The organism is Pseudomonas sp. LTR0 (assembly GCF_036630035.1).
GTDB classification, from domain to species: domain Bacteria; phylum Pseudomonadota; class Gammaproteobacteria; order Pseudomonadales; family Pseudomonadaceae; genus Aquipseudomonas; species Aquipseudomonas putida_Y.
Genome location: NZ_CP123734.1, coordinates 1,930,736 through 1,952,085 on the forward strand (window position 1 = coordinate 1,930,736; position 21,350 = coordinate 1,952,085).

Here is a 21,350-nt window from a genome sequence, read left to right on the forward strand (position 1 = left end):
GGGTCACCTCACTCGGGTGTAGCGGTTGTGTCCGTTTACCAGCAGCTCCAGCTGCAACTGCTCTGCCTGGTTGTTGACCTGCACCTGGCAGTCGAGCCTGAAATGCAGTTCCAACGGGGCGTGACAATCCGGTACCGCTTTGAGCGCGCGCACGTGGATGCGCGGTTCAAAGCGCTGGAGGGTACGGCGGATATCGGCGCTCACTTGCTGCAGCAGGTCGCCGCTGCTGACGTCATGCCCGTTGAAGTCGCGCAGGCCCAGGTCGGGGCTGCTTTGGGAGCAACCCTGGCGAGCGTTCAGCAACGTTTCGAGGTGACGCTTGATGGCCGCGAACTTGTGCGAAGCGTTTTCCTGGCGAGACGGCTCCCGGATGGCGGACGGGTCCGCCATCAAGCGATCGAAGAAACCACTCATTGCGTGTCGAGCCGGCCTACCAGGGAAATTTCGAAGTTCGCGCCCATGTACTTGAAGTGCGGGCGCACGGCGAGCGAGACCTGGTACCAGCCCGGATCACCCGCCACGTCCGAGACCTCGACCCTGGCAGCACGCAGCGGCCGACGGCTGCGCACATCGGCCGAAGGGTTTTCCTGGTCGGCGACGTATTGCTTGATCCATTTGTTGAGTTCGGACTCAAGGTCGCGTCGCTCCTTCCAGCTGCCGATCTGCTCGCGCTGCAACACCTTGATGTAGTGAGCCAGGCGATTGACGATGAACAGGTACGGCAGTTGGGTGCCGAGCTTGTAGTTGGTCTGTGCCTGCAGGCCTTCGGGTGTCTTGGGGAAGTTTTTCGGCTTCTGCACCGAGTTGGCTGAGAAGAACGCGGCGTTGTCGCTGTCCTTGCGCATGGTCAGGGCGATAAAGCCCTCTTCGGCCAGCTCGAATTCCTTGCGGTCGGAAATCAGTACCTCGGTAGGGATCTTGGCCTGCAGCTGCCCCAGCGATTCGTACAGATGCACCGGCAGGTCTTCGACGGCACCACCCGATTGTGGGCCGATGATGTTGGGACACCAGCGGTAGCGGGCAAAGCTGTCGTTGATGCAGCTGGCCAACAGGAAGGCTGAGCTGCCCCACAGGTAATTGTCGTGCCGGCCGTTGATGTTCTCATCGTAATTGAAGCTGCTGATCGGCTGGTCCTGGTGATGGTAGGCGGAGCGCAGCATGAAGCGCGGCCCGGTCAGCGCGATGTGGCGGGCATCTTCGCTCTCGCGGAACGCGCGCCACTTGGCATGCCTTGGGCCGGCGAAGATGTCTTTGATTTCCTTCAGATTGGGTAGCGCTTCGAAGCTGCTCAGGTTGAAAAACTCTGGGGAGGGTGCCGCAATGAAGGGCGCATGCGACATGGCACCGACTGACGCCATGTAGCTCAACAGTTTGATATCAGGCGAAGAGGGGCCGAAGTTGTAGTTGCCAACCATTGCCGCGACCGGCTCGCCACCGAACTGGCCGTAACCGGCGGTATAGACGTGTTTGTAAATACCACTGCAGGTAATGTCGGCGGCGTTCTCGAAGTCATCGAGCAAGTCTTCCTTGCTGACGTGCAAGACTTCGAGCTTGATATTCTCGCGAAAGTCCGTGCGGTCGACCAGAAGTTTGAGGCTGCGCCACGAGGATTCAAGTTGCTGGAACGCGGGTTCATGCAGAATGGCATCCATCTGCTTGCTGAGGACCCGATCCAGCTCGGCAATCATCTGGTCGACGCGGTGTTTGTTGATCAATTGATCTGGGTCATTGTTTTTTAGAATTTCGGCAATGAAGGCGGATACACCCTGCCTGGCCACTTGGTAACCCTCTTGTGTGGGAACCAACTTGGTCTCTGCCATGATCTGGTCGAGCAAGGTGGCATTGCTCAGTGTTTCGGCCTGTGTTTCAACAGTGACAGTTGTGCTTGGCTTTGGCATGGGGACGCTCCGTTGTCTCAGTCTGCTTTTGGCGCTTCAAGCACCAGGTCGAGTTCTTGCGCGAGTTGCTTGCGGGCATGCGCGTCGTTCAGAAGCTGCTGCAGCTGTTTGCGGAAGGTGGGCACGTTGCCCAGCGGGCCTTTCAGGGCAACCAGCGCTTCACGCAACTGCAGCAGCTTGTTCAGCTCGGGCACCTGGCGTGCGATGCGATCTGGGCCGAAGTCCTGGATGGACTTGAATTGCAGTTTGACTGCCAGCTCTGCATCCGGAGTAGCGTCAAGCGCGGAGGGCACCGACATGGCCAGGCTCACATCGGCGTCATTCAACACGTTGTTGAAGGTGTGTTTATCGATGCGCATGACCTGACGGTCTTCGAGGGAGCGGCTGTCATCGAGGCCGAAGTCGCCCAGCACCATCATCTTGTGCGGCAGCTCTACCTCGGCCTGCTCGTCACCGGTGGCGGGCACATATTTGATGTTGATGCGTTCTTTGGGTGCAACGGAGCCTGAGGATTTAGTCATGGTTATATGTATTTCCCAGTGTGGGTTTTATATGTAGGACGTTTCCTACAAGTAAGGCTTGTGTGTTAAACATGGGGTAAACATGATGCCTGGAGTTTGAGTTGTGAGTTGCTTAAAAACCATGCGCTTGATAATCGCCGAGCGTCGAGTTCTAATATGTAACAAAATAATTTGTTGAATAATGGTGAGTTTGTGTACTAGCCTTTTTTTTGTTGTTGGGGTGGCCGGGTTAATGCTCGTGTATGTGTGCTATTGAGCGGGAGAGTTAAGGTGAGATGATTATTCGTTATGCAGGTGGCGTCGGACTTTCATTACTGTTTTTGTTAATGCCTGCCTTAACCCGCGCATCGCAGGACTGCTCACGGATCGTGTCCAATATCGAGCGCCTGGCGTGTTTCGATCAGGCGGCGGGTACGCCGGGATTCACGCCGCACCGACAGTGGTCAGCGCAGGAGCTGGAGGCACCCACGGTGCGTCGCGTATTGATCCATGAGACGGGGCGGGCGCCCGAGGACTTGAGGTTTCGCCTCCGCTCTGAAGAAGGCGGGCTCATGATCTCTGCCCCTGCGATTGCTTCAGTTGCACCGCACCCCTACCTGATCATCAGCTGCGTGCAGAACATCTCGAGGTTGCAACTGGTCACCGCCCAACCCGTCGATGCCAGCCGAGTGCAGGTACGGTTGCTAGGGGAGCGGGGCGCTACTGTACCCACACCGTGGCAAGTGATGGAAAACGGCCAAGTGCTCGACGCCGGCAGAGGCTTGCCGGGTATCGAGCAGATCAGGCAATTGATCGGGGCCCATCGCATTCACGTAGAGAGCGACAACCCTGCCGTTGATGGACTCGTTTTTGACGCTCAGGGGTTGGACCCGCTTATCGACGAGGCTCGCAAGACATGTCGCTGGTAGCTGAGGTCGAGGCGCAAGAAGTCACACGGTTGCTCGCACCCATCGATACCCAGGTGCCGGCGGGACTGTTCGATGTGGAAGACGAAACCTACCAGGCCATTGACCAGGAGATGGTCAAGCTGGGTGGGCTGCAGGAAGCGTCTATCGACTGGAACTACATCGAGGAGGCCTCTGCTCAGTACCTGGAGCGACAGTGCAAGCATCTGCGGATCGTCGCGCACTTGAGCGTTGCGTGGCTGCGCAGTGGCTGTTGGGAGCGCTGGGGGTTCACCTTGGCGTTGCTGGGCGGAATGATCGACAACTATTGGGAAACCGCTCATCCAACGCCTGGCCCGAAAGGCTTCCTGACCAAGCGCAAGATCGTTGGCCTGTTGTTCAATCGCTTGATCGATGCGCTGCCGCGCCTTGATCGTTTCACGTACACCGCGACTCACGCCGCAGCGGCGAAGCGTGCATTGGCCCGTTTGATGTGTCAGCAGCAAGCTGCCCAGCTTGACCCGGCTGTTCTGGGTGAGCTGGAGCGCCTGTTGCACAAACACACGGCGCTTGCCAATGGTATTGGCGAGCGCGATGCGCCCAAGGCGCCGGTGGAGAGCCCGCAACCTGCGCCGCAGGCTGATGTCATCGCCACGCCAAAACCCCGCATGTCGATCGGTAACGAGCGCGAGACGCGCCGAGCCATGTTGAGCATGGCCGAGCTGATCAACCAGCAGGACCCGTACGACCCTACCGGCTATCAACTGCGCCGCTTCGGCCTGTGGGCCCACATTCAGGCCGCACCGCAAACCCGGCAGGGCAGCCGTACAGAGTTGATGGCAGTACCACGGGATATTGCCAGTGACTACGAGGATGCCATCGCCGGCACCGTAATCGACGCGGCGTTGCTCCAGCGAGTTGAAAAAAGTGTGACGGCTTCTCCCTTCTGGATTCGCGGCAGCTTTCTTGCCGCGACCGCCGCGTCGCGGCTGGCGATGGGCGAAGTGGCTGAGGCCATCCGTGCGGCGACCGCTCGTTTCGTGCTGCGCATGCCAGCGCTGCAGCAGCTGTGCTTCAGCGACGGTCAGGTGTTTGTCGACGACCAATGCCTGGCCTGGCTCAAAAGGGCAGACGGGCAGTCCGAGCAAGCGGCAGCCTCCCAAGAGTTCGCCAGCCTTCGCGAAGAACTGGTCAGCCAGCTGGAAAGCGGCGGCGTAGAACCGGTGTTGCTAAGGCTGCAGGGGATGCAGGCAGATTTTCGAGCCCCTCGCGAGCGCTGTCATACCACCGTCATCGCAGCTGATCTGTTGGCCGCACGAGGCGTGTCCTGGTTAGCCCAGGACCTGTGCGCCGGGGTCGCGCGAACGATGCAGCAAACCACCGCCAGCGACTGGGAGCCCGAGGTATTCCAGCGGCTTCAACAATACGCGTCCTCCCACGTGCTGGCCGATCGGAACAAGGAGCAGGAGCCTCGATGAATCAACTCTGGAAGTACCTCAAACGTTGGGGCTGGCCGCTCATGACCCGTATCGGTCTGGCAATGCCGCTGCTACTTGGGCTTGGTGCTGTGCTGATGCTGGTTGCCATCTGGTGGCTCGGCCCGCAATGGACGTGGCGCGATCAGCAGCCGTTGGCCAGTGTGGTGCATCGTAGTGTGGCCAGCCTGGTGCTCTTGTTGATGGTGCTGTTGTGCTGGTTGGTCGTGTTGAGAACGCGCTTTCGCCGCTTGCAAGCAGAGCGTCAGCAGGCAATGGACGCCGAGGCGGACCCGGCGCTACCGTTCGTTCACGCACAAGAGAAGGGGTTGAGCCAAGCGCTCGCACGCTATCTGGACAATGCCGGTGGGCGTCGCGCGCTGTACCGATTGCCGTGGTACCTCGTGCTGGGCGCCAGGCAGGCCGGCAAGAGCAGCTTTATTGACTGCACCGATCAAAGTTTCTCGTTGACCCGCATCGACAAGGCCCAGGCACGAGGCCGGCCTGCGCAGGCGCTCGCCTACCCCGTGGGATGGTGGATCAGCAATGATGCGGTGATCATCGACCCGCCCGGTGCCTTTATCAGCCAGAACGGTCCCGTAGATTCGCTGAGCAGTGGCTCCAGTGACGCTGAGTCCTCGGTACCGCCTGGAACCCAAGCCAACTTGTGGCAGCATCTGCTGGATTGGCTGCAGCGCAATCGAAGCCAGAGAGCCCTCAACGGCCTGGTGCTGGTTGTCGACCTGCCTGCGCTACTGCACGGTACCGTCGAGCAACGCACGGCCCTTGCCCACCTGCTGCGCACACGTCTTTACGAGGTGAGCAGCCAGTTGGGCTCGCGCTTGCCGCTTTATGTCGTGTTGAGCAAATTCGATCTGCTGGACGGCTTCGACCAATTCTACAGCAAGCTTTCGGCCGCCAAGCGCAACAGCCTGTTTGGATTCACGTTCAAGCTGGATGCGGTCGATACCTTCGACGCTTGGCTAGGCGAGTATGGCGAACATTACGATCGGTTGCTGGAGCAGCTGTTCGAGCAGGTGATCGATCAGCTGGACGTGCCGGGTAGCCCTGCGTTGCGTTCACGTCTCTACTCACTGCATAGGCAGTTGCTCGGGTTGCGCCCAGTACTGTTGGGCTTTCTGCGCGAGACCTTGGCAAGTGACCGTTTCACCACCCCGGCGCTGGTGCGCGGTGTGTATTGGTCGTCAGTCGTCCAGCACGGTGACGTGCGCAACGCCTTTGTCCGTGAGGCGGCGCAGCCTTACAAGACCAGCCTCCCCTTGGTTGAGGGCAAGACGCAGGGCAAGGCGTTGGCCTACTTCATTCAAAAGGCCTTTGGACGGGTCATCTACAAAGAGGCCGGCCTTGCCGGCGATAACGTCAGGGTGGCTCGGCGCAAGCGCCAACTGCTGTGGGTGGGTTCTTCTGTAGGCGTTCTGGCCTTCTGCGTCGCCATCGCCAGCTGGCATCGTTACTTCGACATCAATGGCGTCAAGGCCGCCAGCGTGCTGGCCAAGAGCCGGGAGTACAGCCATCACGAAGTGGATCAGCGTCTGGACCCGACCGGGCGCAACTTGCTGGAGCCGCTGGACCAGATCCGCGATGCGGTAGCAGTGTTTGGCGACTACCGCGCTGCGTGGCCGGGTGTTGCTGATCTGGGGCTGTACCAGGGCCGTACCATCGGGCCGACCGTGGATGAGGCGTACCTCAGCTTGTTGTCCAGGCGCTTCTTGCCTGCGTTGGCCAGCGGCGTGATCGAGGCCATGGATGCGGCGCCCCCCGGCAGCGAGCAGCAAATGACCGCGCTCCGGGTTTACCGGATGCTTGAGGATCGCCGGAACCGTCGAGCGGAATGGGTCGAGGACTGGATGGCGCAACAATGGCAACAGGCCTTCCCCGGCCAGGGGCAGCTGCAACGAGACCTCATGCGGCACCTGAAGTATGCGCTGGCCTACGCGGATACCGACCTGCCGCAGTATCGCCAGCGTGTCAGCCACGTGCAGCAGACATTGCGTAAGGTGCCGTTGCCACAACGCGTGTATGCGGGCCTGAAGCAGCAGGCCCAGGAACAGTTGCATACCGGTCTGGACCTGCGTCATCAGGTGGGGCCTGCGTTCGATGTCGTTTACCAGCTGTCTTCCGGCTCGAGCCAGGGCGACAATGGTGTTTTGCTGGCGCCAATGCTCACCGCCAAAGGCTTCAAGGAGTACTTTGAACCGCGTAGTCAGCGCTTTACGGAAATGGCCATGATCGACCAGTGGGTACTGGGGGAACGTGCTCAACTGGATTACTCCGATGCCGACCAGGCTGCGCTGAACGAGCGCCTGCGCAACCTGTACAGCGCCGACTACATCGACAGCTGGCGCCGCGCCTTGAACGCATTCTCCGTGGCGGATTTTCGAGACCTGGATCATGGCGTCACGATCCTTGAACAGTTGGCTGGGCCAGCGGCGCCGTTGCACCGATTGCTGGAGACGGTTCGCGACAACAGTTCGCTGTTATCACCGGTTAATGTTGGCGTGGCGGATGAGGCCCCTTCGCCAGTTTCGGTCAACAGCAAGCCTGAGCAACAACAGGCGCTGGTCATCCAGCGGGCGTTTGCAGGCTTGAGCGCCATGTTGCACGCTGCAGGCGAAAAACCGAGCTACTACGATGAAACCCACGCAGCCATAGTCGCCGTCCACGACTATGCCAAGGCGGTACAGGGTAGCCCAGACCGAGGCAAGGCTGCGCTGCACGCAGTGCATCAACGCTTTTCAATGACCGGGCACGACCCCATCGGCACCTTGCAACGCGTTGCCACTGGCTTGCCGGAGCCAATCAATCATCACGTTAGAAAGGTGGCAGATCAAACGGCGCAGGTGCTGAACGTTGAAGCGTTGCGCGAGTTGGAGCGGCGATGGGATGCTGAAGTCTACAGCTTCTTCCAGCAGCGCCTGGCAGAGCGCTACCCTTTCGTAGTCAGGGCACCCGACGCTTCGCTGGAAGACTTTGAGGCGTTCTTCGGGCCGAAGGGGCGACTGCAGCAGTTCCAGGATCAATACCTGAAGCTTTTCCTCAAGGACAATCTGGAAGCCTTGCAGGATGGTTTGCAGGGGCGCTCCCTGATCCGTACCGATGTGATCGAGCAGCTGGAACGGGCCGATCGCATCCGCGAAACGTTCTTTGATCAGCGCGGTAACCTCAGCGTGCAGTTCAGTATCGAGCCGTTGGGGCTTAGTGCAAATCAACGCACCAGCCTGTTGGATCTGGATGGCCAGCTGATTTCCTACACCCACGGCCCAAGCCAGATCACCGGTATTGTCTGGCCCAATACCTTGGGGCAACACGTGCGCAGCAACCTGACCCTGCTCAGGCAGAACGGCAATAGCAGCAGCCTGGAGTATCGAGGGCCTTGGTCGATGTTTCGCCTGCTGAGCCGCGGTGCGCTCAATGGGCGTACGGCAACCAGCGTGGACCTGAGCTTCAAAACAGGTGATGGTGTGATGCGCTACAGGCTGAACGCGGAAAAGGCCTTCAACCCAATTACTCAACAACCGTTCAAAGGTTTTCGGTTGCCCCGAGGGTTGTTGCAACAGCCAGTCAGGGTGGCGTTGGCCGAACAGGCGGATGTGCCTGTCATGTAGGCAGGAGGCGGTGCAAAACGAAGAGCGAGCCCAGGCACGACATGTCTGTACCCAGGCTATCGAGCAACTGAAGTCGGGCATGCGCACGGTGCATGCTCAGGGGCAGGGACGTACAGGGATGCTGAAGCGGTGATCAAGCCCAGAACCCAACCAGTACCAAGGCCGCCACACCCAGCCCGACCGCAACCGAGCAGCCGCCCAGCGACAGCGCCGCCCGGCCTTGCCGATACCAGCCGTCATGGCCCAATTGGCGTGCCGGCGCCAGCAGGCTGCGCCACCGCAGTTCCGTATCGTGAAACGCCTGCAAGTTCGCCGTATCGGCATCCAGCCAGCGGCGGAAGTCGATACGCTCGCACGCCGTCACTTGCGGACTCTGCAAGCGCACATACCATTGCCCGGCCACGCTCGTCAGCACATCCCGGCGCGAGCGGCCAGCCTGCAGCGCCTGGCCCATGTTGCGCTCGATACTCGCCAGTGGCAGGTCAAGGCGCACAGCGATGCTGGCGAAGTCCAGCTGATCGAGGCGGTTGAGCAGGAATACTTGCTGTACGCGCCGTGGTAGCCGCTTCAGTGCATGCAGCAGGGCGTCGTCGGCATCATGCTCGGCAGCAGGAGTGGGGTGTTCAAGGGGCAGCAGCAGACGGGTCATGGACAGCTCCTTGCTCTATAAAGGGGAGGAGGGGGCATCTTCCGTGATGCGTGATCAGCGTAGATTAAACGAGATTGATTCTCAAGTGCTGATTCCGCAAAGTTTTGTAACGAGCGTTCACGCCCTGAAACACCTTTGTTATCATGCGCGCCATCATGATCTTCATTAGCCTGAAGAGCCAAAAAAAAGACCCGGCAAAAAGCCGGGTCAAAAACCGTGATTAGCCTGATGAGGAGATAATCTGAGAGCGACCTAAGCTTTCAGGTTATCCAGCGGATCTCGCGATCAGCTGAGTGCAATAATAATCGTTATCATTTGCCAGTCAAATGAATTTTCGCTAATCCGGTAAAAAAGTTTTACCGGCGCGCTTCCTTGTCCCGGCAATCGGGGCCTTTGCCGTTACCTGGCTATCACGTTTTCTCCCTTCTCTCTTGTCTGTAAACCCGGTCACTCGGTGCGTTTGTGCTCCAGCAGTGCGCGAGCCATGTCCATCATGTGCATCAACGCGAAGGTCAGTTCGCGCTGGCTGCCGTGCTGGTGTGTAGCGGTTTCCTGGGCGGTGGCCGCAGCGCAGCGCAGCAGGGCGATGGCGTGTTCCTGGGCCTGGTCGCCGGTTACGCCCTCGTGCAGGGTCCAGATCCTGTTGTCCAGGGTAGGCCGCGGCGGGTTGGGGTTGAGGTAGTAGTCGAGCGCGCGGCGTGCGGCTTCGCTGTCGAGATCTGTTTCGTCGTTTTTCGATGGTTTCATGGCAATACCTGCTGATTTCCCTTCAAGCACACTGGAATCACAGAATAGGTCAAGCTGTACTATGTAGTGCCAAATAAATAATTCAGATTGTGTATTGCAGCGGTTAATACAGTCCGTATTGTTGCCGCTCATGGAAAACTGGAACGCATTTCTCAAGCGCTACAAGCGCGAACATAACCTCAGTCAGCTCCAACTGGCCGAGCGCCTGGGCATGACGCAGGGGGGCGTGGGGCATTGGCTGCGTGGCACGCGTCGGCCGACGCTGGAAACCATCAATGAAAAGCTGGAGAAGCTTGGGCTGGTGTTTCTGGAAGCCCAGGTCATGGTGGTCGAGCGCGACATCGTGCGTGAGGCGCAAGGGCTCTATACGGCCGAGCAGCCGGTTTCAGCCGAGGCGCTGCTCTATGCCAGCTTCCGCTTCCCGGTGCTGAGTTGGGCTGACCTGCAGGGGCCATTGCCTGAAACGAGCACGTCCCATGAGCAGACGGACTATATGCCCGCTGGCAATGCGTTCTGGCTGGTGGTTGAAAACGACTCGATGAATGCGGCCAGTGGTAAGAGCGTGCCCGAGGGCATGCGCGTGCTGGTGGATACCGGGCTGGAGGCACAGCCCGGCAGGTTGGTCATTGCACGGCAGCCGGGGCGCCCGGCGGTATTGCGGCAGTTGGTCGAAGAGGGTGGAGACAAGATGCTCAGGCCACTGAATACGCGCTATCCGACGGTTTTGTGTGAAGAAGGCTGCGCGTTTCTGGGAGTGGTGGTGCGGGTACATGGGGCCTTTTGAAAGGGGTTGAGTTGTTGGTGGGGCTGGTGGGGGCAAGTCTTGGTTTTTAGGGCACCCGCGCGATCGAGCGCCGCCCGCGCGGCGCATCGCGAGCTGTGCTCGCTCCGTTTGTTTTTGGCCAGTAACGCCTGTTGCAGGCGCGCGCGACCGCTTTGTTTGTACGACGCGATATCGAGCCATGCGCCAAGGCGTACGCGCGCAGATCCCACAGGAATGACTGGCCCAAAACAAACGTAGGAGCGAGCGCAGCTCGCGATGCGCCGCGCGGGCGGCGCTCGGTCTCCCAGGCGACGCACCTCTACCGCCATACCCTCAAGGCCACACCGCCTGGCATGACGTTGCGCAATGGCCGGGTGTGTTTGCCGTGGGTTTTAGGGGGTGGCAGAAATCGAGCGCCGCCCGCGCGGCGCATCGCGAGCTGCGCTCGCTCCTACGTTTGTTTCGGGCCAGTAACGCCTGTGGCAGACGCGCGCGACCGTTTTGTTTGTACGACGCGATATCAAGCCATGCGCCAAGGCGTACGCGCGCAAATCCCACAGGAATGACTGGCCCGAAACAAACGTAGGAGCGAGCGCAGCTCGCGATGCGCCGCGCGGGCGGCGCTCGATCTCGAAGGCACCCCAGAACTCAAGCCAAGCGCCCCCGCCTCACTCACCCAGCTCGACCAGCACAGTCCCTTCGCTGACCATGTCCCCCTCCAGGCAGAACAGCGCCTTCACCGTGCCGGCATGCGGCGCACGAATGCTGTGCTCCATCTTCATGGCCTCCAGTACCACCAGCGCAGTACCGGCTTCCACCACCTGCCCAGGTTCGACCAGCACCCGCACGATACTGCCGTTCATGGGCGCACCCAGCCCACCCTGATGGCTGTGGCTGGCTTCGGCCTCGGCAATCGGGTCGAAGGCTTCGATGGCATGCATTTCGCCATCCCAGTGCAGGTACAGCGTGCCACCCCGACGGGTTGCCAGATGCTGGCGACGCACGCCGTTCTGGTCATGCACCAACTGCTCACCTTGCAGCTGCCAGGTAGAAGCAGCGCTACGTTCCAAGGCCACTGCCTGATCTTGTCCGGCGCTTACCAGATGCAAGCTACTGCGTGCCGGCAGGCCCAAGCGCAGGCCGTTACGCCCGCTCCAAGGCGAATGGCAATCGTCATCGCGCTGATGCCCCGCCTGGCCCTGCAGCCAGGCTTCGGCTGCCGCCTCCCAAAAGCCAGCAGGCAGCGCACGTGGCGCCGGTAGCAGCACATCCTGGTGGCGGGGAATGAAGCCGGTGTCCAGCTCTGCCGCCGCGAACGCAGGGTGCGCGAGAATGCGGCGCAGGAAGGCGATGTTGGTCTTCAGCCCGCCAATGGCAAACTCGTCGAGCATGGCCAGCAAGCGCAGGCGTGCCTGTTCGCGGTTTTCACCCCAGGCAATCAGCTTGCCCAGCATCGGGTCGTAGAACGGCGACACCACATCGCCTTCGCTGACCCCGCTGTCCACCCGGCGGCCTTCGCCAGGCGCCGATTCACGGTACAGCGCCAATTTACCGGTCGCGGGTAAAAAATCGTTGGCCGGGTCTTCGGCATACAGGCGCACTTCGATGGCATGGCCGATCAGCGGCACCTGTTCCTGTGTGATCGGCAGGGCTTCGCCGCAGGCCACGCGAATTTGCCAGGCAACAAGGTCCAGGCCGGTGATGGCCTCGGTGACCGGGTGTTCCACCTGCAGGCGGGTGTTCATCTCCATGAAGAAGAACTCGCCACGTGCATCAAGCAGAAACTCCACGGTGCCAGCACCCACGTAACCGATAGCCTGGGCGGCACGCACCGCCGCTTCGCCCATGGCCTGGCGCAGTTCGGGCGACAGGCCGGGCGCAGGGGCCTCTTCCACCACCTTCTGATGGCGGCGCTGAATGGAACAGTCGCGTTCGTTAAGGTACAGGCAGTTGCCGTGCTGGTCGGCAAACACCTGGATTTCGACATGACGTGGCTTGAGCACGTACTTTTCCACCAGCATGCGCGCATCGCCGAACGACGACTGTGCCTCACGCTGGGCCGACGCCAGGGCGTCGGCCAGTTGGCTTTCTTCCTCGACCACTTTCATGCCCTTGCCACCGCCGCCAGCGCTGGCCTTGAGCAGCACCGGGTAGCCGATGCGTTCGGCCGCGGCGCGGAAGGTGTCCAGGTCTTGGGCCTCGCCATGGTAGCCCGGTACCAACGGCACGCCGGCGGCCTCCATCAGCGCCTTGGCTGCCGATTTGCTGCCCATGGCGTCGATGGCGCTGGCCGGTGGGCCGAGGAATATCAGCCCGGCCTGCTCGATGGCGCGGGCGAAACCTGCGTTCTCGGACAGAAAGCCATAGCCGGGGTGGATAGCCTGGGCGCCGCTGGCCTTGGCTGCGGCCAGCAGCTTGTCGACCAGCAGGTAGCTTTCGGCAGCCTTGGTGCCGCCCAGGTCGACGCGGATGTCGGCTTCGCGGCTGTGACGGGCGTCACGGTCGGTGGCGCTGTGCACGGCGACAGTGGTCAGGCCCATGGCCTTGGCGGTGCGCATCACCCGGCAAGCGATTTCGCCGCGGTTGGCGACCAGCAGGGTGGTCAAAGCGGGGCGGCTCATGGGCGCGGCTCCTTCTTGTCAACGGTTTGCCAGGCAGGGCGGCGTTTTTCCAGGAAAGCGCGCAGGCCCTCCTGGCCTTCGGCGCTGACGCGGATGCGGGCGATGGTGTTTTCGCAGTAACGGCGCAGGGCCGGGCTGAGTTCGCCGTCGTCCACTTCGCGCAGCAAGTCCTTGGTGGCGCGCAATGCTTGTGGGCTGTTCTGCAGCAGGTTGCCTACCCAGGCTTCGACGTGGTCGTCCAGTTCGCTGGCCGGGTATACCTCGGCCAGCAGGCCCAGTTCGCGGGCCCGTACGCCGCTGAAGCGCTCGGCGGTGAGGGCGTAGCGGCGCGCGGCGCGTTCGCCAATGGCCTTGACCACGAACGGGCTGATGACCGCCGGGGCCAGACCGATGCGTACTTCCGACAGGCACAGCTGGGCGTCTTCGGCGCCGATAGCCATGTCGCAGCAGCTGATCAGGCCCAGCGCGCCACCGAAGGCGGCGCCTTGCACCACGGCCAGGGTCGGGGCCTTGAGGCGGTGCAGGGCGTACATCAGCTCGCCCAGCTCGTGGGCATCATCCAGGTTGGTGTTGAAGTCCAGTTGTGCCGACTGCTGCATCCAGGCCAGGTCGGCACCGGCGCTGAAGTGCCGGCCACGGCCGCGCAGCAGCACAAAGCGCAGGCTGGTGTCTTCGGCCAACTGGTCGATGGCCACGATCAGCTCGCGGATCATCTGCGCGTTGAAGGCGTTGTTCTTGTCCTCGCGGCTTAGCCACAGGGTGGCAAAGCCGCGCGGGTCGCGGATCACTTCAAGGGTGCTGAAATCGCTCATGGGTCACATCCGGAAAATGCCGAAGCGGCTCTGTTCGATCGGCGCGTTCAGCGCGGCAGACAACGCCAGGCCGAGGACGTCGCGGGTCTGTGCCGGGTCGATGACGCCGTCGTCCCACAGGCGGGCGCTGGAATAATAGGGGTGGCCCTGACGCTCGTACTGGTCGAGGATCGGCTGCTTGAGCCTGGCTTCGTCTTCGGCACTGAATGGCTGGCCGCTGCGTTCGCTTTGCTCACGCTTGACCTGGGCCAGCACGCCGGCGGCCTGTTCGGCGCCCATTACGCCAATCCGCGCGTTAGGCCACATCCACAGGAAGCGCGGGTCGTAGGCGCGGCCGCACATGCCGTAGTTGCCGGCACCAAAGCTGCCGCCGATGATCACCGTGAACTTCGGCACCTGGGCGCAGGCCACAGCGGTGACCAGCTTGGCGCCGTGCTTGGCGATGCCGCCTTCTTCGTACTTCTTGCCCACCATGAACCCGGTGATGTTCTGCAGGAACAGCAGCGGGATGCCGCGCTGGCAGGCCAGTTCGATGAAGTGCGCACCTTTTTGCGCGGCTTCGGCAAAGAGGATGCCGTTGTTGGCCAGGATGGCCACCGGGTAGCCGTGCAGATGGGCGAAGCCGCACACCAGGGTGGTGCCGAACAGCGCCTTGAATTCATCGAACACCGAGCCATCGACCAGGCGGGCGATCACCTCGCGCACGTCGAACGGTTGTTTGGCATCGGCCGGCACCACGCCGTACAGCTCATCGGCCGCATACAGCGGTGCCACCGGTGCCAGGCGTTGTAGCTTGCCCAGCTTGTGCCAGTTGAGGTTGGCCACGCTGCGTCGCGCGATGGCCAGGGCGTGTTCGTCGTTGTCGGCATAATGGTCGGCGACGCCACTGGTGCGGCAGTGCACATCGGCGCCCCCCAAGTCTTCGGCACTGACCACTTCACCGGTGGCGGCTTTTACCAGCGGCGGTCCCGCGAGGAAGATGGTCGCCTGCTGCCGCACCATGATCGCTTCGTCGGCCATGGCCGGCACGTAAGCGCCGCCAGCGGTGCACGAGCCCATCACCACGGCGATCTGCGGGATGCCTTGTGCGCTCATGTTGGCCTGGTTGAAGAAGATGCGCCCGAAGTGCTCACGGTCGGGGAACACTTCGTCCTGGCGTGGCAGGTTGGCGCCGCCGGAGTCCACCAGGTAGATGCATGGCAGACGGTTCTGCAGGGCGATGGTTTGTGCACGCAGGTGTTTCTTTACGGTCAGCGGGTAGTACGAGCCGCCTTTTACCGTGGCGTCGTTGGCCACGATCATGCATTCGACGCCCTCGATACGGCCGATGCCGGCAATCACGCCCGCAGCCGGCACGTCCTCGCCGTATACCTCATGGGCGGCCAACTGGCCGATCTCGAGGAACGGCGAGCCCGGGTCCAGCAGGCGGTCGATACGCTCGCGCGGCAGCAGCTTGCCACGTGAGGTATGACGTTCCTGAGCCTTGGGCCCGCCGCCCTGGGCAACCTGGGCGAGCAGGCCGCGCAGGGCCTGGACCTGCTCGAGCATGGCCGCGCTGTTGATGGCGAATTCTGCCGAACGCGGGTTGATCTGGGTGTGCAAGGTAGCCATGTGCGCCCGTCCCTTATGTTCAGCGGGTTTCGTTGAACAGTTCGCGGCCAATCAGCATCCGGCGGATTTCGCTGGTGCCGGCACCGATTTCGTACAGCTTGGCGTCGCGCAACAGGCGGCCAGCCGGGAATTCGTTGATATAGCCGTTGCCGCCAAGAATCTGGATCGCCTCCAGGGCCATTTGCGTGGCACGCTCGGCGGTGTACAGGATCACGCCGGCAGCGTCCTTGCGGGTGGTCTCGCCACGGTCGCAGGCCTGGGCCACGGCATACAGGTAGGCGCGGCTGGCGTTCAGCTGGGTGTACATGTCGGCAATCTTGCCCTGGATCAGCTGGAACTCGCCGATGCTCTGGCCGAATTGCTTGCGGTCATGGATATACGGCACCACCAGGTCCATGCAGCTTTGCATGATGCCGGTCGGGCCGCCGGACAGCACCACCCGTTCGTAGTCCAGGCCGCTCATCAGGACGCGCACGCCGCCGTTGAGCTGGCCCAGAATGTTCTCTGCCGGCACTTCCACGCCGTCGAAGAACAGCTCGCAGGTGTTGGACCCGCGCATGCCCAGCTTGTCGAACTTGTTGCTGCGGCTGAAGCCCTTCCAGTCACGCTCGACGATGAACGCGGTGATGCCGTGCGCACCCTTGTCCAGGTCGGTCTTGGCGTAAATCACGTAGGTGTTGGCGTCGGGACCGTTGGTGATCCAGGTCTTGCTGCCGTTGAGCACGTAGTGATCGCCGCGTTTTTCTGCACGCAGCTTCATCGATACCACGTCGGAGCCGGCATTGGGCTCGCTCATGGCCAAGGCGCCGATGTGCTCGCCGCTGATCAGCTTGGGCAGGTACTTGAGCTTCTGCTCGTGGGTGCCGTTGCGGTTGATCTGGTTGACGCACAGGTTGGAATGGGCGCCGTAGGACAGCGCCACCGAGGCGGAGCCACGGCTGATTTCTTCCATCGACACCACATGGGCCAGGTAGCCCAGGCCAGCGCCGCCGTACTCTTCCGGTACGGTGATGCCCAGCAGGCCCATGTCACCGAACTTGCGCCACATGTCGGCGGGAAACAGGTTGTCGTGGTCGATCTGCGCGGCGCGCGGGGCCAGTTCGGCGGCGACGAAGGTGCGCACCTGGTCGCGGAGCATGTCGATGGTTTCGCCCAGGGCGAAGTTCAGGGAGGGGTAATGCATGCTGGGGCACCTTCTTGTTCTTGGAAATTGGGTAACACCGTAGCTCAAAGCCTAACCGCTGACCCCTGTAGGAGCGGGCTTGCCCGCGAATGCGTCAGCAGGACCACCGTCATTGCCTGGGTGATCGCATTCGCGGGTAAGCCCGCTCCTACAAGGGTCTGCGTCATGCCGGAGATCCCGGTATCGTTCATCACCTTTACGTTAACGTAAACCTGCGTAAGGTCACTGTCAATCCGCTCGTCACCTTTACGTAAACGTAAATCTGCGCCAGAGTATTCCCGCTTGCTTCAGCCGTGCCCAAAACAACCACAAGAAGGGACACCCATGAGTCAACCGAGCTATACCCGCGGTCGCCAGGACCGACCCTTGCTGACCCAGACCATCGGCCAGGCCTTCGATGCCACCGTGGCCCGCTGTTCCGACAGCGAGGCCCTGGTGTCCCGCCACCAGGGCCTGCGTTACAGCTGGCGGCAGCTGGCCGAACAGGTCGAAATACACGCCCGCGCGCTGATCGCACTGGGCGTGAACACCGGCGACCGTGTTGGCATCTGGTCGCCCAACTGCGCCCAGTGGTGCATCTTGCAGCTGGCCAGTGCCAAGGTCGGCGCCATCCTGGTCAACATCAACCCGGCCTACCGTGTGGGTGAGCTGGAGTACGTGTTGCGCCAGTCTGGCTGCCGCTGGCTGGTCTGCGCTGAAGCCTTCAAGACGTCTGATTACCACGCCATGCTGCAGGAGCTGGTGCCTGAACTGGCCAGCGCCCGGCCTGGTGAGCTGGCCAGTGAATGCCTGCCCGAGTTGCGTGGTGTCATCAGCCTGGCCGCCAACCCGCCTGCCGGCTTCCTGCCCTGGCACGCCTTGGCCGAGTGGGCAGGGCAGACGTCTGTCGAGGCTTGCACTGCCCGTCAGCAAAGCCTGCAATTCGACCAGCCGGTAAACATCCAGTACACCTCCGGCACCACCGGTGCACCCAAAGGTGCCACGCTCAGTCACTACAACATCCTCAACAACGGTTTCATGGTGGGTGAAAGCCTTGGCCTGACAGCCCGCGACCGTATGGTGATTCCGGTGCCGCTGTACCATTGCTTCGGCATGGTCATGGCCAACCTCGGCTGCATCACCCACGGCAGCACCATGATCTACCCTAACGATGCTTTCGACGCCGAACTTACCTTGCGCGCCGTGGCCGAAGAGCGCGCCAGCATCCTCTATGGCGTGCCGACCATGTTCATCGCCATGCTCGATCACCCATCGCGCGCCCACATGGACCTGTCGACCCTGCGCAGCGGCATCATGGCCGGTGCCACCTGCCCGATCGAGGTGATGCGCCGGGTCATCGACCAGATGCACATGGCAGAAGTGCAGATCGCCTACGGCATGACCGAAACCAGCCCGGTGTCACTGCAGACCGGCCCGGACGATGATCTGGAGCTGCGCGTGACCACCGTCGGCCGCACCCAGCCGCAGCTGGAAAACAAACTGGTGGACGCCGATGGCTGCATCGTCGCGCGCGGCGAGATTGGCGAACTGTGCACCCGCGGCTACAGCGTGATGCTTGGCTACTGGGACAACCCCCAGGCCACGGCGGATGCCATCGACCCGGCCGGCTGGATGCATTCGGGTGACCTGGCGGTGATGGACGAGCAGGGCTATGTGCGCATCGTCGGGCGCAACAAGGACATGATCATTCGCGGCGGCGAGAACATTTATCCGCGTGAGCTGGAAGAGTTTTTCTACACCCACCCGGCGGTGGCCGATGCGCAGGTGATCGGCATTCCGTGCAGCCGCTATGGCGAAGAGATCGTCGCCTGGATCAAGCTGCACCCTGGGCACAGCGCCACGGTCGAGGAACTGCAGGGCTGGTGCAAGACGCGCATCGCCCACTTCAAGGTGCCGCGATATATCCGCTTTGTCGACGAGTACCCGATGACCGTGACCGGCAAGGTGCAGAAGTTCCGCATGCGCGAGATCAGTGTGGCGGAGATTGCGGCTGCATCTGCGGGTTGATGTGCGAGTGCGGCCGGCCTCTTCGCGGGTAAACCCGCTCCTACAGGGACAGCGCCGCATTCAAGGCCGGCACGGTCGCTGCAGGAGCGGGTTTACCCGCGAAGAGGCCGGTCCGTTCAAGGCAAGACCTTCGCCTTGCCAAGCGTTTGATCATCCTCAACCATAACCTGCGACCAAACACGTTACTGGCAGAATTACCCGGTGCCGTGGTCTACCCTTAAGCCTTCACCGGTGGCTCCTGGCTCGGCGGGTCGCCCACTGTCGGCGGCACGGTCGGCTTGATCGGCAGCTCGTCCGGCTCTTCTTCCGGTACGGGTGGCGGCAAGCTCGGGTCGTCGATGTTGGGATCGGGTGTCTCCGGTGGAATGGGAATGTTCATGGCCTGACCTCGCGTGGGTGGGTGAAGAGGTGCTGTAGGCTCTGACCGCTGGCAGCTGCCGTTCGCTCAATTATTTTGAACCCCCCGCCTGTGCCCGGCTCTGAACCCTTACCGCCACCAGCCTGAGGGAGCAAGGTCGATGTCACGAAACGAGCCCTTTGAAAGCGTGCCCATGGCGAACGATCACCCGGACCAGGCCATCAGCCTGTCCCAGGCGCTGCTGGCGCCGCGTATCGTGATCGAAGACACCCAACCTGTGCTCGACGCCGGCAGCTTCGCCGCCAAGGCCGTCAGTGGCCAGCCAGTGGCAGTCAGCACCAAGGCCTACAGCGACGGCCACGACCGCCTGGCGGTGATGCTCAACTGGCGCCAGGCGCACAGCCGGCGCTGGCATTGCGTGCCGATGCAGTCGGCGGGCAACGACCTGTGGCAGGCCGAGTTCACCCCCACCGAACTGGGTCCGCACCGGTTCAGTATCGAGGCCTGGATCGACCCGTTTGCCACCTATTGCCACGATCTGGAGAAGAAGTACCACGCCGGCGTCGAGGTAAAACTGGAATTGGAAGAAGGCCGTTTGATGCTCGGCACAGGCATCGAACTGTGCAGCGGCGCCCTGCGCGAGGCGCTAGAGGCCTTGCAGCAGCGCCTGCCCACGCTCAGTATCGATGACCAGGTGGCTTTGTTTCTCGACCCGACCACCGCCCGCCTGATGGGCGAAGCCGAACACCGCAGCTACCTGACCCGCAGCCCTGATTTCCCCCTTGATGTCGACCGCCCGGCCGCACTGTTCGCCAGCTGGTACGAGCTGTTCCCGCGCTCCATTACCGACGACCCGCAGCGCCACGGCACCTTCAACGACGTGCACGAACGGCTGCCGATGATCCGCGACATGGGCTTCGACGTACTGTACTTCCCGCCCATCCACCCCATCGGCATGCAGCATCGCAAGGGCCGCAACAACGCCCTCAAGGCCGAGCCGGGCGACCCGGGCAGCCCTTATGCCATCGGCAGCCCGGAGGGCGGCCACGAGGCGATTCACCCGCAACTGGGCAGCCGCGATGACTTTCGCCGTCTGGTGGCCGCAGCGGCGGAACACGGCCTGGAAATCGCCCTCGATTTCGCCATCCAGTGCTCCCAGGACCACCCTTGGCTCAAGGAGCACCCGGGCTGGTTCAGCTGGCGCCCGGACGGCACCATCCGCTACGCCGAAAACCCGCCGAAAAAGTACCAGGACATCGTCAACGTCGATTTCTATGCGCCAGAGGCCGTGCCTTCGCTGTGGCTCGCCCTGCGCGATGTGGTGGTCGGCTGGGTCGAGGAGGGCGTGAAGACCTTCCGCGTCGACAACCCGCACACCAAGCCGTTGCCGTTCTGGCAATGGCTGATCGGCAATGTGCGCAGCCAGCACCCCGACGTCATCTTCCTCGCCGAAGCCTTTACCAAGCCGGCGATGATGGCGCGCCTGGGCAAGGTCGGCTACGCACAGAGCTATACCTATTTCACCTGGCGCAACCACAAGCAGGAGCTGCGCGAATATTTCGAGCAGCTCAACCAGCCGCCGTGGAGCCAGTGCTACCGGCCCAACTTCTTCGTCAATACACCGGACATCAACCCATTTTTCCTGCACACCTCAGGCCGCGCAGGGTTTCTTATCCGTGCGGCGCTGGCGACCATGGGCTCAGGCTTGTGGGGCATGTATTCGGGCTTCGAGCTGTGCGAGGGCACGCCGTTGCCGGGCAAGGAGGAATACCTGGATTCGGAGAAGTACGAAATCCGCCCACGTGATTTCACCCAGCCCGGCAACATCATTGCCGAGATCGCCCAGCTCAACCGCATCCGCCGGCAGAACCGTGCCTTGCAAACCCACCTAGGTGTGGCCTTCTTCAATTGCTGGAACGACAACATCCTGTACTTCGCCAAGCGTACGCCTGAGCGTGACAACTACATCCTGGTGGCCATCAGCCTCGACCCGCACAACGCCCAGGAGGCGCATTTCGAGTTGCCACTGTGGGAGCTGGGGCTGGACGACAACGCCGAAACCCAAGGTGAAGACCTGATGAACGGCCACCGCTGGTCGTGGTACGGCAAGACCCAATGGATGCGCATAGAGCCCTGGCACCTGCCGTTCGGCATCTGGCGCATCGAGAAAGCCGGGTAAAACCGGCCTGCAGCCT

The 21,350-nt window shown here is 62.0% G+C and carries 16 protein-coding genes; 6 read left to right on the forward strand and 10 right to left on the reverse strand.

Going from position 1 to position 21,350, the window contains the following annotated elements; all coding sequences use genetic code 11:
* Positions 1-3: 3 nt before the first annotated feature.
* Genes tssE through tssB form a run of 3 tightly spaced genes read right to left on the reverse strand, consistent with a single transcriptional unit; the run spans position 4 to position 2,419 of the window.
* Entirely contained in the window at positions 4-414 is a 411-nt protein-coding gene (gene tssE, locus QCL51_RS08800; RefSeq protein WP_028698378.1) for a type VI secretion system baseplate subunit TssE, read from the reverse strand.
* Positions 411-1,898 carry a type VI secretion system contractile sheath large subunit gene (gene tssC, locus QCL51_RS08805; protein WP_101196180.1) on the reverse strand — a complete coding sequence of 496 codons (1,488 nt, stop codon included), beginning with the start codon at positions 1,896-1,898 and terminating at the stop codon, positions 411-413. Before tssC ends, tssE begins: the two co-directional genes overlap by 4 nt.
* Before the next feature lie 17 nt (positions 1,899-1,915).
* Positions 1,916-2,419, reverse strand: coding sequence for a type VI secretion system contractile sheath small subunit (gene tssB / locus QCL51_RS08810; RefSeq protein WP_028698376.1), 504 nt, complete (start codon positions 2,417-2,419; stop codon positions 1,916-1,918).
* A 275-nt stretch (positions 2,420-2,694) separates the two neighbouring features.
* Between tssB and vasI the strand changes: the two genes are divergently transcribed.
* From vasI to tssM, 3 genes are read left to right on the forward strand one after another with little or no spacing between them, the layout of a single operon-like run.
* Entirely contained in the window at positions 2,695-3,327 is a 633-nt protein-coding gene (gene vasI / locus QCL51_RS08815) for a type VI secretion system-associated protein VasI (protein WP_172402870.1), read from the forward strand.
* Positions 3,315-4,781 carry a type VI secretion system protein TssA gene (gene tssA / locus QCL51_RS08820; RefSeq protein WP_028698374.1) on the forward strand — a complete coding sequence of 489 codons (1,467 nt, stop codon included), beginning with the start codon at positions 3,315-3,317 and terminating at the stop codon, positions 4,779-4,781. Before vasI ends, tssA begins: the two co-directional genes overlap by 13 nt.
* On the forward strand, positions 4,778-8,404 hold the full coding sequence (gene tssM / locus QCL51_RS08825; protein WP_021783199.1) for a type VI secretion system membrane subunit TssM: 3,627 nt from the start codon (positions 4,778-4,780) through the stop codon (positions 8,402-8,404). Before tssA ends, tssM begins: the two co-directional genes overlap by 4 nt.
* Positions 8,405-8,537: 133 nt before the next feature.
* On the opposite strand, the gene QCL51_RS08830 is transcribed toward tssM, so the two are convergent.
* Together QCL51_RS08830 and QCL51_RS08835 are read right to left on the reverse strand one after the other, a co-directional pair.
* A complete protein-coding gene (locus QCL51_RS08830; protein WP_021783198.1) occupies positions 8,538-9,053 on the reverse strand; it encodes a DUF4880 domain-containing protein in 516 nt (171 codons plus the stop codon).
* A 447-nt stretch (positions 9,054-9,500) separates the two neighbouring features.
* A complete protein-coding gene (locus tag QCL51_RS08835) occupies positions 9,501-9,800 on the reverse strand; it encodes a hypothetical protein (protein WP_003251328.1) in 300 nt (99 codons plus the stop codon).
* A gap of 130 nt (positions 9,801-9,930) precedes the next feature.
* Between QCL51_RS08835 and QCL51_RS08840 the strand changes: the two genes are divergently transcribed.
* Complete coding sequence (locus QCL51_RS08840; RefSeq protein ID WP_003251326.1) at positions 9,931-10,584, forward strand: S24 family peptidase; 654 nt, start codon at positions 9,931-9,933, stop codon at positions 10,582-10,584.
* Between the two features lie 647 nt (positions 10,585-11,231).
* Here the strand turns inward: QCL51_RS08840 and QCL51_RS08845 are convergent.
* The 4 genes from QCL51_RS08845 to QCL51_RS08860 are packed head-to-tail and all read right to left on the reverse strand — an operon-like array spanning position 11,232 to position 16,790.
* Complete coding sequence (locus QCL51_RS08845) at positions 11,232-13,184, reverse strand: acetyl/propionyl/methylcrotonyl-CoA carboxylase subunit alpha (RefSeq protein WP_021782111.1); 1,953 nt, start codon at positions 13,182-13,184, stop codon at positions 11,232-11,234.
* Positions 13,181-13,996: a gamma-carboxygeranoyl-CoA hydratase gene (locus tag QCL51_RS08850; RefSeq protein WP_021782112.1), complete on the reverse strand. Its 816-nt coding sequence runs from the start codon at positions 13,994-13,996 to the stop codon at positions 13,181-13,183. The genes QCL51_RS08845 and QCL51_RS08850 overlap by 4 nt, the downstream gene beginning before the upstream one ends.
* A gap of 3 nt (positions 13,997-13,999) precedes the next feature.
* A complete protein-coding gene (locus QCL51_RS08855; protein WP_021782113.1) occupies positions 14,000-15,607 on the reverse strand; it encodes a carboxyl transferase domain-containing protein in 1,608 nt (535 codons plus the stop codon).
* 19 nt (positions 15,608-15,626) lie between these two features.
* Positions 15,627-16,790 (reverse strand): isovaleryl-CoA dehydrogenase, encoded by a 1,164-nt coding sequence (locus QCL51_RS08860; RefSeq protein ID WP_003251317.1) that lies wholly within the window; start codon positions 16,788-16,790, stop codon positions 15,627-15,629.
* Between the two features lie 324 nt (positions 16,791-17,114).
* On the opposite strand from QCL51_RS08860, the gene QCL51_RS08865 reads away from it, so the two are divergent.
* Positions 17,115-18,797, forward strand: a complete 1,683-nt coding sequence (locus QCL51_RS08865; RefSeq protein WP_103444685.1) for an AMP-binding protein — start codon at positions 17,115-17,117, stop codon at positions 18,795-18,797.
* A gap of 217 nt (positions 18,798-19,014) precedes the next feature.
* On the opposite strand, the gene QCL51_RS08870 is transcribed toward QCL51_RS08865, so the two are convergent.
* On the reverse strand, positions 19,015-19,176 hold the full coding sequence (locus QCL51_RS08870) for a hypothetical protein (RefSeq protein WP_015271006.1): 162 nt from the start codon (positions 19,174-19,176) through the stop codon (positions 19,015-19,017).
* 139 nt (positions 19,177-19,315) lie between these two features.
* Here QCL51_RS08870 and QCL51_RS08875 point away from each other — a divergent pair, with 139 nt between their 5' ends.
* Positions 19,316-21,334, forward strand: coding sequence for an alpha-1,4-glucan--maltose-1-phosphate maltosyltransferase (locus QCL51_RS08875; protein ID WP_101196173.1), 2,019 nt, complete (start codon positions 19,316-19,318; stop codon positions 21,332-21,334).
* Positions 21,335-21,350 lie beyond the last annotated feature (16 nt).

Bases quoted from the DNA above. Each gene is read 5' to 3' on its own strand.
- tssE (WP_028698378.1), bottom strand. From the start codon at position 414: ATGAGTGGTTTCTTCGATCGCTTGATGGCGGACCCGTCCGCCATCCGG.
- tssC (WP_101196180.1), bottom strand. From the start codon at position 1,898: ATGCCAAAGCCAAGCACAACTGTCACTGTTGAAACACAGGCCGAAACA.
- tssB (WP_028698376.1), bottom strand. From the start codon at position 2,419: ATGACTAAATCCTCAGGCTCCGTTGCACCCAAAGAACGCATCAACATC.
- vasI (WP_172402870.1), top strand. From the start codon at position 2,695: ATGATTATTCGTTATGCAGGTGGCGTCGGACTTTCATTACTGTTTTTG.
- tssA (WP_028698374.1), top strand. From the start codon at position 3,315: ATGTCGCTGGTAGCTGAGGTCGAGGCGCAAGAAGTCACACGGTTGCTC.
- tssM (WP_021783199.1), top strand. From the start codon at position 4,778: ATGAATCAACTCTGGAAGTACCTCAAACGTTGGGGCTGGCCGCTCATG.
- QCL51_RS08830 (WP_021783198.1), bottom strand. From the start codon at position 9,053: ATGACCCGTCTGCTGCTGCCCCTTGAACACCCCACTCCTGCTGCCGAG.
- QCL51_RS08835 (WP_003251328.1), bottom strand. From the start codon at position 9,800: ATGAAACCATCGAAAAACGACGAAACAGATCTCGACAGCGAAGCCGCA.
- QCL51_RS08840 (WP_003251326.1), top strand. From the start codon at position 9,931: ATGGAAAACTGGAACGCATTTCTCAAGCGCTACAAGCGCGAACATAAC.
- QCL51_RS08845 (WP_021782111.1), bottom strand. From the start codon at position 13,184: ATGAGCCGCCCCGCTTTGACCACCCTGCTGGTCGCCAACCGCGGCGAA.
- QCL51_RS08850 (WP_021782112.1), bottom strand. From the start codon at position 13,996: ATGAGCGATTTCAGCACCCTTGAAGTGATCCGCGACCCGCGCGGCTTT.
- QCL51_RS08855 (WP_021782113.1), bottom strand. From the start codon at position 15,607: ATGGCTACCTTGCACACCCAGATCAACCCGCGTTCGGCAGAATTCGCC.
- QCL51_RS08860 (WP_003251317.1), bottom strand. From the start codon at position 16,790: ATGCATTACCCCTCCCTGAACTTCGCCCTGGGCGAAACCATCGACATG.
- QCL51_RS08865 (WP_103444685.1), top strand. From the start codon at position 17,115: ATGAGTCAACCGAGCTATACCCGCGGTCGCCAGGACCGACCCTTGCTG.
- QCL51_RS08870 (WP_015271006.1), bottom strand. From the start codon at position 19,176: ATGAACATTCCCATTCCACCGGAGACACCCGATCCCAACATCGACGAC.
- QCL51_RS08875 (WP_101196173.1), top strand. From the start codon at position 19,316: ATGTCACGAAACGAGCCCTTTGAAAGCGTGCCCATGGCGAACGATCAC.